This window comes from Ramlibacter sp. P4_H7, from assembly GCF_056400765.1.
Genome location: NZ_JBFUKP010000015.1, coordinates 91,741 through 105,889 on the forward strand (window position 1 = coordinate 91,741; position 14,149 = coordinate 105,889).

General features: G+C 68.6%; 14 protein-coding genes. 7 read left to right on the plus strand and 7 right to left on the minus strand.

Translation table 11 applies throughout. The features are described 5' to 3' along the window. Position 1 precedes the first annotated feature (1 nt). Positions 2-454, plus strand: coding sequence for a RidA family protein (locus AC1DSA_RS19140; RefSeq protein WP_477892095.1), 453 nt, complete (start codon positions 2-4; stop codon positions 452-454). A gap of 15 nt (positions 455-469) precedes the next feature. On the opposite strand, the gene AC1DSA_RS19145 is transcribed toward AC1DSA_RS19140, so the two are convergent. The 7 genes from AC1DSA_RS19145 to AC1DSA_RS19175 form a co-directional block, all read right to left on the minus strand. Beyond that, positions 470-1,978, minus strand: coding sequence for a DASS family sodium-coupled anion symporter (locus AC1DSA_RS19145; protein WP_477892165.1), 1,509 nt, complete (start codon positions 1,976-1,978; stop codon positions 470-472). Between the two features lie 100 nt (positions 1,979-2,078). After that, positions 2,079-2,279: a hypothetical protein gene (locus AC1DSA_RS19150; protein ID WP_477892097.1), complete on the minus strand. Its 201-nt coding sequence runs from the start codon at positions 2,277-2,279 to the stop codon at positions 2,079-2,081. Further along, positions 2,279-4,606 carry a DNA topoisomerase IV subunit A gene (parC, locus tag AC1DSA_RS19155; protein ID WP_477892099.1) on the minus strand — a complete coding sequence of 776 codons (2,328 nt, stop codon included), beginning with the start codon at positions 4,604-4,606 and terminating at the stop codon, positions 2,279-2,281. Before parC ends, AC1DSA_RS19150 begins: the two co-directional genes overlap by 1 nt. Positions 4,607-4,614: 8 nt before the next feature. Continuing rightward, positions 4,615-5,766: a GGDEF domain-containing protein gene (locus AC1DSA_RS19160; RefSeq protein WP_477892101.1), complete on the minus strand. Its 1,152-nt coding sequence runs from the start codon at positions 5,764-5,766 to the stop codon at positions 4,615-4,617. Positions 5,767-5,819: 53 nt separating this feature from the next. Beyond that, entirely contained in the window at positions 5,820-6,632 is an 813-nt protein-coding gene (locus AC1DSA_RS19165) for a lytic transglycosylase domain-containing protein (RefSeq protein WP_477892103.1), read from the minus strand. After that, positions 6,629-7,180 (minus strand): GNAT family N-acetyltransferase, encoded by a 552-nt coding sequence (locus AC1DSA_RS19170; protein WP_477892105.1) that lies wholly within the window; start codon positions 7,178-7,180, stop codon positions 6,629-6,631. Before AC1DSA_RS19170 ends, AC1DSA_RS19165 begins: the two co-directional genes overlap by 4 nt. A gap of 16 nt (positions 7,181-7,196) precedes the next feature. After that, complete coding sequence (locus AC1DSA_RS19175) at positions 7,197-9,161, minus strand: DNA topoisomerase IV subunit B (RefSeq protein ID WP_477892107.1); 1,965 nt, start codon at positions 9,159-9,161, stop codon at positions 7,197-7,199. A gap of 159 nt (positions 9,162-9,320) precedes the next feature. Here AC1DSA_RS19175 and AC1DSA_RS19180 point away from each other — a divergent pair, with 159 nt between their 5' ends. Genes AC1DSA_RS19180 through bamC form a run of 6 tightly spaced genes read left to right on the plus strand, consistent with a single transcriptional unit; the run spans position 9,321 to position 14,109 of the window. After that, on the plus strand, positions 9,321-10,544 hold the full coding sequence (locus AC1DSA_RS19180; protein ID WP_477892109.1) for an MFS transporter: 1,224 nt from the start codon (positions 9,321-9,323) through the stop codon (positions 10,542-10,544). Beyond that, on the plus strand, positions 10,541-10,672 hold the full coding sequence (locus AC1DSA_RS19185; RefSeq protein ID WP_477892111.1) for a hypothetical protein: 132 nt from the start codon (positions 10,541-10,543) through the stop codon (positions 10,670-10,672). The genes AC1DSA_RS19180 and AC1DSA_RS19185 overlap by 4 nt, the downstream gene beginning before the upstream one ends. Before the next feature lie 58 nt (positions 10,673-10,730). Continuing rightward, the gene (locus tag AC1DSA_RS19190; protein ID WP_477892113.1) at positions 10,731-11,543 is read left to right on the plus strand and encodes an SDR family oxidoreductase; all 813 of its coding nucleotides are present in this window, start codon (positions 10,731-10,733) and stop codon (positions 11,541-11,543) included. Positions 11,544-11,547: 4 nt separating this feature from the next. Beyond that, positions 11,548-12,084 carry a class I SAM-dependent methyltransferase gene (locus AC1DSA_RS19195; RefSeq protein WP_477892115.1) on the plus strand — a complete coding sequence of 179 codons (537 nt, stop codon included), beginning with the start codon at positions 11,548-11,550 and terminating at the stop codon, positions 12,082-12,084. A gap of 32 nt (positions 12,085-12,116) precedes the next feature. Next, positions 12,117-13,004, plus strand: a complete 888-nt coding sequence (gene dapA / locus AC1DSA_RS19200; RefSeq protein ID WP_477892117.1) for a 4-hydroxy-tetrahydrodipicolinate synthase — start codon at positions 12,117-12,119, stop codon at positions 13,002-13,004. A gap of 25 nt (positions 13,005-13,029) precedes the next feature. Then, entirely contained in the window at positions 13,030-14,109 is a 1,080-nt protein-coding gene (gene bamC, locus AC1DSA_RS19205; RefSeq protein ID WP_477892119.1) for an outer membrane protein assembly factor BamC, read from the plus strand. Positions 14,110-14,149: the final 40 nt, after the last annotated feature.

Consider the following 14,149-nt stretch of genomic DNA (forward strand, 5'->3'; position numbering starts at 1 on the left):
CATGAACATCTACGACAAGCTCAAGGAACTGAACATCACCCTGCCGCCGGTGGCCACGCCTGCGGCGGCCTATGTGCCCTTCGTGCGCACGGGCAACCTGGTGTTCCTGTCCGGACACATCGCGAAGAAGGACGGCAAGGCCTGGGTCGGCCAGCTCGGCAAGACCATGCAGACCGAGGAAGGCAAGCAGGCCGCTCGCGCGATCGCCGTCGACCTGATGGGCACGCTGCATGCGGCGGTCGGCGACCTGAACAACGTGAAGCGCATCGTGAAGGTGATGAGCCTGGTGAACTCGACCCCCGACTTCACCGAGCAGCACCTGGTCACCAACGGCGCCAGCGAGCTGTTCGGCCAGGTGTTCGGCGACAAGGGAGCGCATGCGCGCAGCGCCTTCGGCGTGGCGCAGATCCCGATGGGAGCCTGCGTCGAGATCGAGCTGATCGCGGAAGTCTGATGACCCGCCGCGGCGTCAGCGCGCCGTCGTCATGTACCCCATCCAGGGCCAGTAGGTCAGCGAGAACAGCAGCAGCAAGGCCACCGCGGCGATCGTCAGCACGAGCCCCGTGCGAACGAAGTCCTTGGCGTCGAAGGTGTCGGTGCCGTAGGCGATCATCGCCTGCGGCGAGTTCACCGGCAGGATGAAGCCGATGCTGACCACGAACTGCAGCAGCATCGTCATGCCCACCACGTTGATGCCGGGCGTCTGCACCGTGGACAGCACGCTCATCACGATCGGGATCATGGTGGAGGCGAGCGCCGTGGCGCTCGCGAAGCCCAGGTGGATCACGATCAGGAACATCGACAGCAGCGCCAGGATGGCGAAGGCACTCGCCTGCTGCAGCCCCAGGTGCGTGACGATCAGGTTGGCCAGCCAGGCGGCCGCCTGCGTCTTCAACAGCGCCGAGCCGACGCTGATGCCCACGGCGAAGAGGACGACGGTGCCCCAGGGGAAGCCCTTCTGCGAGGCTTTCCAGTCCATCACGCCGACCCCGGGCAGCATCATCAGGGCGATTGCCGCGACGGTGGTGGAGGTGGTGTCGAAGCCGTGCAGCACGCCCTCGGTGGACCAGAAGGCCAGCAGCGCCAGCACCAGGACCAGCAGCTTCCACTGCGCGCTGGTCATGGGGCCGAGCGCCGCGAGCTGCTCGCGGATGGCCGCGGTGCCGCCGGCGATCTCCTGCACCTCGGGCTTGAGCATGCGGGTCATGATGAAGTAGAGGGCAATGGTCAGCAGCGCCGAATACGGCGCGCCGGCGACGAACCAGTCGGTCCAGGTGATGCCGGCGCCGAGCTGCTTCTCGAGGAAGCCGATCGCCACCATGTTCTGCGCCGCGGCGGTCTTGATGCCGATGTTCCAGATGCTGACCGTCTGCGCCGCCGTGATCACGAGCAGCGCCGCGAAGCGGCTGCGCCGCTCGGCGCCGAAGGCGTGGATGAAGCCGATCATGATCGGCATCAGGCAGGCCGCCCGGGCCGTCGCGCTCGGAACGATGAACGCCAGCAGGAAGCCCACCACCATGGCGCCGATCACGATGCTGCCCGGCCGGGGCTTCATGCGCGTGAGCACGCGCAGCGCGATGCGCCGGTCCAGGCCCGTGGCCGTCATGGCGGCGGCGATGAACAGGGCCGCGGCCACCAGCGTCACGGCGCTGCTGGAAAAGCCGGACAGCGCCAGGGTGAGCGCCGCGCCGGTGCCCATCGCACCCGCAGCCGGCTTGGCGGCATCCGGCACGAAGGCGAGCAGGAACACCATCAGCGCCGCGATCACCACGGCGCTCACGGCGTAGTCGAGTGCCTCGGTCATCCAGACGATCACGGCAAAAGCCAGGATGCCCAGCATCACCTGGCCCGAGCGCGGCAAGCCGGCCTGGGCCGGCCACAGCAGCACCGCCAGCATCACGGCGACCGCGGCCAACAGCCCGAACCGCCGGACGAGGTTGCCGGTCGACGCCGCGGCCGGGGTCGCGGGGGCGGTCATGGGGATCGAACTCAAGGCAGCCTCCCTTCTTGTACGCCCCATGATCCGCCGGCGACCGCGGCGGCTGCCTGATCTAGCTCAACTCACCGGCGTCGCCGGATCACTCGTCCAGCAAGCCTCCCCGGTAGAAGCTGTACGCCGTGCCGTCGTGCAGGTAGAAGAAGCCGTCGGCGCAGCCATCCTTGCCCGGGAAGAATTCGCGATAGCGCTTGGGCACCAGCCGCTCCAGCTCCTCGTCCGACAGTTCGTCGAACTCCTGGGGCGTGATCGGCTGGCCCGCGCGAAGGCGGCGGCGTTCCATCACTCCACCCGCGCGACGGACAGCGGCCTGAAGCCCAGGTCCGCCGCCTTGCCCTTGCGGCCACGGGCACCCTTGGCGTTGTTCAGCGAGCGGACCTCCAGCACTTCCTCGCGTTCCTTGTCGCCGCGACCCAGCCCGGTGATGCGGACCGAGCGCGTGTAGGCTGCCGCACCCGCGAGTTCTTCCTTGGGCTCCAGGTCCATCAGCATCAGGCCGCGGCCGCCGTTGACCATCGGCTTCAGCTCGCCGATCTCGAAGGTCAGGATGCGCCTGCCGCTGGAAGCGCAGCACACGTGGGTCGCGGGCGCCTGCGGCGGCACGTTCGCCGGTGAAGGACGGCAGACGGTTTCCCCCGCGCCGAGGCTGAGGAAGGACTTGCCGCCCTTTTGCCGCGACACCATGTTCTCCACGGTCGCCAGGAAGCCATACCCGCCCGAGTTGGACAGCAGCAGCCACGCGCTGGCGGCGCCGGCGAAGTAGTGCACGAGCTGCGTGCCCGATTCCAGTTCCACCAGGGTGGTGAGCGGCTGGCCGTCGCCGCGCGCGCCCGGCAGCGTCGCCACCGGCACCGAGTACACGCGTCCATTGCTGCCGAAGGCGAGCAAGGTGTCCACGGTGCGGCACTCGAACGTGCCGTACAGGCCGTCCCCCGCCTTGAAGGCGAAGCTGCTCGCCTCGTGGCCATGGCCCTGACGCGCGCGGACCCAGCCCTTCTGCGAAACGATCACCGTCACCGGCTCGTCGATGACCTTCACCTCCGCCACCGCCTTCTTCTCGGCCTGGATCAGCGTGCGGCGCGGATCGCCGAACTGCTTGGTGTCGGCTTCGATCTCCTTGATCATGAGGCGGCGCAAAGCCGCCGGCGAGCCGAGGATTTCCTCCAGCTTGTCCTTCTCGGCGCGCAGTTCCTTCAGCTCCTGCTCGATCTTGATCGCCTCCAGTCGCGCCAGCTGGCGCAGCCGGATGTCCAGGATGTCCTCGGCCTGCCGCTCGGAGAGCTTGAAGCGCGCGATGAGCGCCTGCTTGGGATCCTCCGCCGCGCGGATGATCGCGATCACCTCGTCGATGTTCAGCAGCACCAGCTGCCGGCCCTCGAGGATGTGGATGCGGTCCAGGACCTTGTCCAGGCGATGGCGCGAGCGGCGTTCGATCGTGCGCTGGCGGAACTCGATCCATTCCACCAGCATCTGGCGCAGCGACTTCTGCACCGGCCTTCCGTCCAACCCCACCATGGTGAGGTTCACGGGGGCGGAATTCTCCAGGGAGGTGTGCGCCAGCAACGTCGTGGTCAGCTCGTTCTGGTCGATCCTGCTGGTCTTGGGCTCGAACACCAGGCGCACGGGGGCGTCCTTGCTCGACTCGTCGCGCACCGTGTCCAGCACGGACAGCACGGTCTGCTTGAGCAGCACCTGGTCCTGCGACAAGGCCTTCTTGCCGGCCTTGACCTTGGGGTTGGTCAGCTCCTCGATCTCTTCCAGCACCTTCTGCGAGCTCACGCCCGGGGGCAGCTCGGTCACCACCAGCTGCCACTGGCCGCGCGCGAGGTCCTCGATCTTCCAGCGCGCGCGCACCTTGAGCGAGCCGCGTCCGGTGCTGTAGGCCTCGGCGATGTCCGCGGCGCTGCTGATGATCTGGCCGCCGCCCGGGTAGTCCGGTCCCGGCACCAGCGACAGCAGGTCCTCGTCGGCCAGCTTCGGGTTCTTCACCAGCGCCACGCAGGCCTCCGCCACTTCGCGCAGGTTGTGCGAAGGGATCTCCGTGGCCAGCCCCACCGCGATGCCGCTGGCGCCATTGAGCAGCGCGAACGGAAGGCGCGCCGGCAGCACCACGGGCTCCTGCGTGCTGCCGTCGTAGTTGAGGATGAATTCGACCGTGCCCTCGTCGATCTCGTCCATCAGCAGGTTGGCGATCTTCGCCAGCCGCGCTTCCGTGTAGCGCATCGCCGCCGCGCCGTCGCCGTCGCGGCTGCCGAAATTGCCCTGGCCGTCGATCAGCGGGTAGCGCTGCGCGAAGTCCTGCGCCATGCGCACGAGGGCGTCGTAGGCGGCCTGGTCGCCGTGCGGATGGAAGCGGCCCAGCACGTCCCCGACCACGCGCGCGCTCTTCACCGGCTTGGGCCCGCTGCCCGTGCCGAAGCCGAGCCCCATGCGGTACATCGAATAGAGGATGCGGCGCTGCACCGGTTTCTGGCCGTCGGCGACGTCGGGCAAGGCGCGGCCCTTGACGACGCTGAGGGCGTATTCGAGGTAGGCGCGCTGGGCGTAGGTGGCCAGGTCGAGCCCGCTGTCGTCGTCGCCCGGCGGAAGGGTGATGAGTTCTTGCTCCATGCTTTCTTCTAGTCTTGCGGCCAGGGGAAGGCCGCGGTGAGTTCTTCCTGCGTCAGGGTCACGATGCGCCGCTCCGAGGCCAGCCGCAGCTCCTGGTCCATCCGCGCGTTCAGCGCCTGCAGCAGCAGCTTGGGCGGCACGTCCTCGGTCGGCACCCCCGCCAGCACGATGCGGAAACGCAGGTATTCCGCCCGTGCGGCCGGCAGCGGCTCCTTGAGCCCGGCCACGAGGATACGCGTTGCCACGGTGGCCGCCGCCTCGCCCGGGGCGGCGCCCTCGACCAGCACGCCGAAGCGCGCATGCGTCAACCGGGCGGCGACGTCCCCGTCGCGCAGAAGGGCTTCGCGCACGCGGCTGGCGGCGGCGAGCACGGCGGACTCGGCCGTCTCGGGACCGAACTCCTCGGCCAGCGCGGCCAGGTTCTCGATGTGCACCACCATCAGCACGCTCGGATGTCCGTAGCGCCGGACCAGGTGGCGCGCCGCGAGGATGCGCTCGCCCAGCACCAGCGGGGTAGCGAGCCCGGTCAGGGGGTCCACCGTCTTGCGCGCATTCAGGCGGGCGCGCGTCTCTCCCAGGATGCGGCCGCGCCAACCCGTAGCGAGGTAGGTGCAGGCCGACCAGGCGGTGAGCAGGCCACTGAGCACGATGGCGTCATCGAGCGAGTACGGAGGATGGTCGATCGCAACCTCGAAGCTGGCGACGACCAGCGCGGCAACGCCCGGCACCAGCCACCACACCCAGGGCTGGCTCTGGCGCCAGGCGTGCCGCAGCATGAGGACGACCACGGCGGTCCAGAGCGTGGCGCCGGCCGCCAGGGCCCACACGCTGTAGACCGCGCCGGCGGCCAACAGTGGCAGCACCAGCACGCTCACCGCGAGCAGCCAGCGCCGCGCCGCGCGCAGCCCGCCCGCGTGGCTGACCAGGTCCAGCAGTTGCAGGCCGGCGAGCGCGGGCACCAGCAGCAGCACTCCGGGGGGCAGGTGGTTGCCGATCAGGACCTGCACGGCGACCACGGACATGAGCGTGGCCGCGCCGTGCAGCAGCAGGGCCCGCTCGTGGTACGTATTCGCCTTGATGACGCAGAAGCACACCAGCAGCACCTGGGCCCCGACGAAGGCGCCGAGCCAGAGCTGTTCGGGGACGATGGGTTCCGTCATGCGCGTGCGTCCCCGTGCCGGTCGACGCCGGTGTGGGCCAGGGACGGCATCCTTCAGTCGTCGAGGACGAGTTGGCCGTGTTCGGGCGCGGCGGCCTGCGGCGGCAGGTTGCGGCGCGCCATGGCCGTGGGTGCGGGTAGTTCCATCTGAACGCGCTGGAGCGGATGGCCGCCGGAAGCGACCGTCGCGGGCGGCTTGAGCATGCCGTAGAGCTGCATGACCGTCTTCACGTAATTCTGCGTTTCGCGGTAGTTGGGAATGCGGTTGCCCGCGCGCTGCACGGCACCCTCGCCCGCGTTGTAGGCGGCCAGCGCGAGTTCGATCTGGCCGGGGAACATGCGGATCAGGTCGCGCAGGTAGCGCGCGCCGGTGCGGACGTTGGTGCGCGGATCGGTGAGCTTTTTCGCCACCGCCTCCGGGTGGTCGCCGAGGACGCCATAGCGCACCGCCGTCGCCGGCATGATCTGCATCAGGCCCACGGCGCCCTTGGGCGAAACCGCCCGGGGATCGAAGCCCGACTCCGTGGCGATCAGCGCCTGCAGCAGCTCGAAGTCCACGCCCTGCTCCCGCGCGGCTTCGCGCAGGTGGTGCTTCACCTGCTTGTAGCTGGGCGAAATGTCGAAGAAGGCGAGCAGCTTGGTCGCCGACCGGGTGGGCACGGCCACCGCACGCGGCGTCACGCCGCCGCTGGTGTCGAAGCTCTCGCCGCCGCGGAAGAACAGTTCGTAGCGCGCGTCCACCTTTTCCGAGGCGAAGTGCGCCACGCCCTGGTCGTCCACGTAGCCCCAGACCTCCGCGTGCGCGGGCGCCAGCCAGGTGGTCGCGACCACCACGGCGACCGCAGCGAGGGCCTGGCGGGTTTTCATCCGGGCATCTCCGTGGCCTGCTGGCGCCGGCGCGCGTACTCCGACTGCAGCATGGACATGACGACCAGCGAGTCGTATCCGTCGCTCACCTTCACCGCCTCGCGCAGTTCGCCCTCGAACACGAAGCCTTCGCTGACGTAGAGCGCCTGCGCGCGCGTGTTGCGCTTCTTGATGTCCAGCCAGAAGCGGTGCGCGCCCAGGTCGTCGAACGAGATCTTCTGGATCTCGCGCAGCGCCGAGCGGCCGAAGCCCTGGTGCTTGGTCTGCACCACCATGCGCTTGAGCTCGATCGACTGGTGCTGGTTGCGGCAGCCGATCAGGATCAGGAAGCCGCCGCGTTCCAGATCGGGGCCGGTCTCGATGATGAAGTGGCGGAAGTCCGGAAAGCGGATCGCCGCCTCGTGCTGGATCTTCTCCCAGGGCGTGATGTACGGCAGGTTCTCCGGGTCGCGCTCGAGCGTGAGCACGTAATCCAGGTCGCTCTGCATGGTCGGCCGCAGGCGCACGCGCGCCTGCTGGAGGGGGGAGGCGGCAGCGGCTTTCGTCATGCGTCGGGGTCTCGATTCAGATGTCGATCTCCACGGCGTCGCCGTGCAGTTCCATCAGCTCGCGGCGGGCGGCGGCTTCGCCCTTGCCCATGAGCTTGGTGATGAGATTCTCGGTCCCGGCGAAGTCGAACTTGCCGAGCTGGACCGGCAGCAGCCGCCGGGTGTCGGGATTGAGCGTCGTTTCCCACAATTGTTCCGCGCTCATCTCGCCCAGGCCCTTGAACCGGCTGATCGTCCAGGAGCCTTCCTTCACGCCTTCCTTGCGCAGCTTGTCGAGGATGGCGGTCAGTTCGCCTTCGTCCAGCGCATAGAGCTTGGATGCCGGCTTCTTGCCGCGTGCAGGCGCGTCCACGCGGTACAGCGGGGGCCGCGCCACGTACACGTTGCCGGCCTCGATGAGCTTGGGGAAGTGGCGGAAGAACAAGGTCAACAGCAGCACCTGGATGTGCGAGCCGTCCACGTCGGCGTCGGACAGGATGCAGATCTTGCCGTAGCGCAGGCCCGAAAGGTCCACCGTGTCGTTGGGACCGTGCGGGTCCACGCCGATGCCGACGGCGATGTCGTGGATTTCGGTATTGGCGAACAGGCGGTCGCGTTCGACCTCCCAGGTGTTGAGCACCTTGCCCCGCAGCGGCAGGATGGCCTGGCATTCCTTGTCGCGGCCCATCTTGGCGCTGCCGCCGGCGGAGTCGCCCTCGACCAGGAAGATCTCGTTGTGCGACAGGTCCTTGCTTTCACAGTCGGTGAGTTTGCCGGGCAGCACGGCGACGCCGGAGCCCTTGCGCTTTTCCACCTTCTGGCCGGCCTTCTGGCGCGACTGGGCGGCGCGGATCGCCAATTCAGCCAGCTTCTTGCCGTACTCGACATGCTGGTTGAGCCAGAGCTCCAGCCCCGGCCGCACGAAGCTGGACACCAGCCGGACCGCATCGCGCGAGTTCAGCCGTTCCTTGATCTGGCCCTGGAACTGCGGGTCGAGTACCTTGGCCGAGAGCACGTACGAGGCGCGGGCGAACACGTCCTCCGGCAGCAGCTTCACGCCCTTGGGCTGCAGGTTGTGCAGTTCGATGAAGCTCTTGACCGCATTGAACAGGCCATCGCGCAGGCCGCTGTCGTGGGTGCCGCCGGCCGTGGTGGGAATCAGGTTGACGTAGCTTTCGCGCACGGGCTGGCCGTCTTCCGTGAAGGCCACGCACCACGCCGCGCCCTCGCCTTCCGCGAAGTTCTCGTTGCTGTCGGCGTAGCCCTCGCCCTCGAACAGCGGGATGACGGGATCGGCCGTCAGGGTCTGCATGAGGTAGTCGCGCAGGCCGCCCTTGTACTGCCAGGACTGCGTGTCCTTCTTCTTCTCGTCGACCAGCTGCACGGTCACTCCGGGCATCAGCACCGCCTTGCTGCGCAGCAGGTGCGCCAGCTCGTTCATGGGCAGCACGGTGCTGTCGAAGTACTTCGCGTCGGGCCAGACCCGCACCGTCGTGCCCTGCTTGCGGTCGTCGGGCCCGGCCTTGCGGACCTTGAGCGGCTCGACGACGTCGCCGCCGGAGAACGTGATCGTCGCCACCTGGCCGTCGCGGTGGACCGTGGCTTCCAGCCGCTTGGCCAGGGCGTTGGTCACCGAGACGCCGACGCCGTGCAGGCCGCCGGAGAAGCTGTAGGCGCCACCCTTGCCCTTGTCGAACTTGCCGCCGGCATGCAGGCGCGTGAACACCAGTTCGATCACGGGGGCCTTCTCTTCCGGGTGCAGGCCGAACGGGATGCCGCGGCCATCGTCCTCCACGCTCACGGAACCATCGCCGTGCAGGATGACCTTCATGCGCTTGCCGTGCCCGGCCAGGGCCTCGTCGGCGGCGTTGTCCAGCACCTCCTGCAGCGCGTGCAGGGGGTTGTCGGTGCGCGTGTACATGCCGGGCCGCTGCTTGACGGGCTCCAGGCCTTTCAGCACGCGGATCGAGCCTTCGGAGTACTCGGAGGGTTTGGTGGCCATAGGGGTGCGAATTGTAGTCGGCGCGCGTTGGCTCACTGGATGAACGTACAGGCAAGCGTACATTGATGCGCGGGCCTCATCAATCCCCCCCGAACATTTCAACAGGGTTGTCAGGCGTGCAGCAAGCGAAAGCAGGGACCAGTCGGTAGAGTCCCATCCATGCAATCCGTCCAACGCAAGCTATCGATGACGCAGGTGCTGGCCTGCGGGGCGCTGATCGTCACCCTGTCCATGGGCATCCGCCACGGCTTCGGCCTGTGGCTGCAGCCGATCACCCAGGCGCAGGGCTGGAGCCGCGAGACCTTCGCCTTCGCGATCGCGATCCAGAACATCTCCTGGGGCGTGATCGGCATCTTCGCCGGCATGCTGAGCGACCGGTTCGGGGCGTTCCGCGTGCTGCTCGCGGGCACGGCCCTCTATGCGGCCGGATTGGCCGGCATGGCCCTGGCGCCGACCCCTCTGCTGTTCGCCCTCACCGCGGGCGTGCTGATCGGCGCAGCCCAGGCCGGCACGACCTACGCGGTGGTCTACGGGGTCGTGGGGCGGCAGGTGGACCCGGCCCGGCGCTCCTGGGCCATGGGCATCACCGCGGCGGCCGGATCGTTCGGGCAGTTCCTGATGGTGCCGGTCGAAGGCTTCCTGATCGGCGGCGTCGGCTGGCAGCAGGCGCTGCTGGTGCTGGCGATCGCGGTGCTGCTGATCGTCCCGCTCGCCTTCGGACTGCGCGAGCCCGGCTTCCACGCGGGCGCGCCCGCACCGAAGCGCGACCAGACGATCTTCCAGGCGCTGACCGAAGCCTTCAAGTACCCCAGCTTCCAACTGCTGATGGCGGGCTACTTCGTGTGCGGCTTCCAGGTGGTGTTCATCGGCGTGCACATGCCCAGCTACCTGAAGGACAAGGGCCTGTCGCCGCAGGTGGCCAGCTATGCCCTCGCGCTGATCGGACTGTTCAACGTGTTCGGCACCTACATCGCCGGCACCCTGGGGCAGAAGCTTGCCAAGCGCAAGATCCTGGCGGCGATCTACCTCGGCCGCTCGATCGCGATCGCGCTGTTCCTGTGGGCCCCGCTGTCGCCGATGTCGGTCTACCTGTTCTCCGCCGTGATGGGCGTGCTGTGGCTGTCCACGGTCCCGCCCACCAATGCCACGATCGCGCAGATCTTCGGCGTGGCCCACCTGTCGATGCTGGGCGGATTCGTCTTCTTCAGCCACCAGATCGGTTCGTTCCTGGGCGTGTGGCTGGGCGGCCTGCTGTACGACCGCACCGGCAGCTACGACATCGTCTGGTACATCGCCATCGCCCTGGGCCTGTTCGCCGCGCTGGTGAACCTGCCGGTGCGCGAGTCACCGATCGCGCGCGGGGCGCAGCCGCAGCCGGCATGAGCCCACGCGCCTGGAAGTTCACCGCCTGGACCGCCGCCGCGGTGGTCCTGGCCGGCGTGTTCGCGCTTTACGCGCAGCCGCAGATGATGGTCGCGCTGGGCGACATGATCTGGGCCTGTTTCCGGTGACACCGTTTCCGACAGCCTGCAACCGCACTTCGCCGCGCGTGCACTACAGTTCGCGGCCATGAACGTGACCCTCATCACCGGCGGCTCCGACGGCATCGGGGCCGAGATGGCGCGCCAGCTCGCCGCCCTGCACGGCAAGGACCAGGCCCTGGTGCTGGCCGGCCGCAGCACCGAGAAGCTGGACGCCGTCGCCGCGCAGTGCCGCGCCCACGGCAGCGACGTGCTCACCGTGGCCATGGACGTGGCGGTGGAGGCGCAGTGCCGGGACCTCGTCGAGCAAGCGCTGCGCCGGTTCGGCCGCCTGGACACCCTGGTCAACAACGCGGGCGTCTCGGCGCAGGCCCTGTTCGAGGAAGTCAGCGCGCGGGACCTGCACTGGTACGAGGACCTCATGAAGGTCAACCTGTGGGGCTCCGTATGGTGCACCCATGCCGCCCTGCCCTCCATCAAGGCGGCTCGCGGCCGCATCGTCGCGGTCAGTTCGCTCTCGGGACTGCTCGGCGTCCCCGGCCGTTCCGCGTACGCCGCGACCAAGTTCGCGATGACGGGATTCTTCGAGGCGCTGCGGGCGGAGCTGAAAAGCGCCGGCGTGAGCGTCACCATCGCCTACCCCGGCGTCGTCACCACGCAGTTGCGGCACCGCGGCTACAACGCGCGCGGCGAGGCAGCCGGGTTCAGCGGACTGAAGGAGGACGACGCGATGACGGTGGAGGAATGCGCGCGCCTGATCGTCGACGGCATGGAGCGCCGCCAGCGCGACATCGTCATGACGGCCCGGGGCAAGATCGGCCGCTTCCTCAAGCTGCTGGCGCCGGGTGTCGTGGAGAACATGGCGCTGGCCGCCCTGAAGGACGAAGTGCGTCCCCGCTGAAGCCATGCACGGCAGCGAAGCCCCCTCCCCCTGGATCGTCCGGTTCACTCCGCTGGTGCCGGCCGGCGGCGCCGTGCTGGACCTCGCCTGCGGGCGCGGCCGCCACCTGCGCTGGTTCGCCAGCCGCGGCCATCCGGTGACCGGCGTGGACCGCGACGCCGATGCGCTGGCGCCGCTGCAGGGCATCGGCGAAACCTTGCTGGCCGACATCGAGGACGGTCCCTGGCCGCTGGCCGGACGGCAGTTCGCCGCCGTGGTCGTCACCAACTACCTCTGGCGTCCCCTTTGCACGCGCATCCTGGAAGCGGTGGCGCCCGGCGGCGTGCTGCTCCATGAAACCTTCGCGCAAGGCAACGAAACGGTGGGCAAGCCGTCGCGTGCGGATTTCCTGCTCGCGCCGGGCGAACTGCTGCGTGCGTACGCGGGGCTGCGGGTGGTCGCCTACGAAGACGGCTTCCTGGGCGGACCCGATCGATTCGTCCAGCGGATCGCGGCCGTGCGCGAGCCGGCAGGCGCCGCACCGGTGCGTTACCTGCTCTAGCTACAATCACCTATTCCCCGGGAAGAACCCCCATGACACCGATTACTGGCAGCATCGTGGCGCTCGTGACGCCGATGCACGAGGACGGCAGCGTCGACTATCCGGCGCTGCGCAAGCTCGTCGACTGGCACATCGCGGAAGGCACGGACTGCATCGGCGTGGTCGGCACCACCGGCGAGTCGCCGACGGTCGACGTCGAGGAGCACCGCGAGATCATCCGCGTGGCGGTCGAACAGGCCAACGGCCGCGTGCCGATCATGGCCGGCTGCGGCGCCAATTCCACCGTCGAAGCGATCGAGCTCGCCCGCTACGCGCAGAAGGTCGGCGCGGACTGCCAGCTGCAGGTCGTGCCCTACTACAACAAGCCGACGCAGGAAGGGCAGTACCAGCATTTCAAGGCCATCGCCGAAGCGACCGGCGACCTGCCCATGGTGCTTTACAACGTGCCCGGCCGCACCGTCGCGGACATGCAGCATGACACCGTGCTGCGGCTCGCGCGCGTGCCCGGCATCATCGGCATCAAGGAGGCCACGGCCGACATCGAGCGGGCCCAGTGGCTCATCCGCGAAGTGCCCAAGGGTTTTGCCGTCTACTCCGGCGACGACCCGACCGCCGTGGCGCTCATGCTGTGCGGCGGACAGGGCAACGTGAGCGTGACCGCCAACGTGGCGCCGCGCCTGATGCACGAGCTGTGCGTGGCCGCGATCGCGGGCGACACCAGGCGCGCAATGGAGATCCAGTTCCGTTTGATGCCCGTGCACAAGCACCTGTTCGTCGAGGCCAACCCGATCCCGGTCAAGTGGGCGATGGCCCGCATGGGCCTGATGGGCGGCGCGCTGCGCCTGCCGATGACGCCGCTTGCCAAGGCGAACGAGGCCGCGGTCGAAACCGCGCTGCGCGCCGCCGGCCTGCTGGCCTGAGCCCGCGAAAGTTTGAGGGGATTCAATGAAGTTGATTGAGAAGTTCGGGCTGCTCGCCCTCGCCGTTGCGCTGAGCGCCTGTTCGGTGCTGGAGAGCGACAAGATCGATTACCGCAGCGCCAGCAAGGCCCCGACCCTGGAAGTCCCGCCCGACCTCACCCAGCTGTCGCGCGACACGCGTTACGTGGTGCCCGGCGGCGGCACGGTGTCGGCCAACAGCTATGCGCTGGGCCAGTCGGTCCCCGGCCTGCCGACGGCCGCCACGGCCGTGGGCGACGTGCGCATCGAGCGCGCGGGCACGCAGCGCTGGCTGGTGGTGAACCGCCCGGCGGACCAGCTGTGGCCGCTGGTGCGCGACTTCTGGCAGGAGAACGGTTTCCTGCTGGCCATGGACCAGTCCAACCTGGGCATCATGGAAACGGACTGGGCCGAGAACCGCGCCAAGATCCCGACCGACTTCATCCGCAATTCGCTGGGCAAGCTGCTCGACTCGGTCTACTCGACGGCCGAGCGCGACAAGTTCCGCACGCGCCTGGAGCGCTCCGCCAGCGGCACCGAGATCTTCATCAGCCATCGCGGAATGATCGAGGTGTACAGCAACACGCAGAAGGACCAGACGATGTGGCAGCCGCGGCCGACCGACCCGGAGCTGGAAGCCGAATTCCTGCGCCGGCTGATGGTCAAGCTCGGCGCGCCGCAACTTCAGGCGCAGTCCGCCGCCGCCGCCCCATCCGACATCAAGCCGACCTCGCGCGTCTCCACGATCGGCAGCCAGCCCGTGGTGCTGATCGACGAACCCTTCGATCGCGCCTGGCGCCGCGTGGGCCTGGCGCTCGACCGTACCGGTTTCACGGTCGAGGACCGCGACCGCAGCCAGGGCACCTACTTCGTGCGCTACGTGCCGCCGAACCCCGACAAGAAGGAGCCCGGCTTCTTCGGCAAGCTGTTCAGCCGCACCTCGAACGAGCAGCCGCTCAAGTACCGCATCACGGTCAAGGGCGAGGGCCAGACCACCACGGTCGCGGTGCTCAATTCCAGCGGCGCGCCCGAGGCCTCGCAGGATGCCCAGCGCATCGTGCAGGTCATCGCGGACGACCTGAAGTAAGGACGGGATGGGGCCCGGGCTGCCGCCGCGGGCTTCGTCC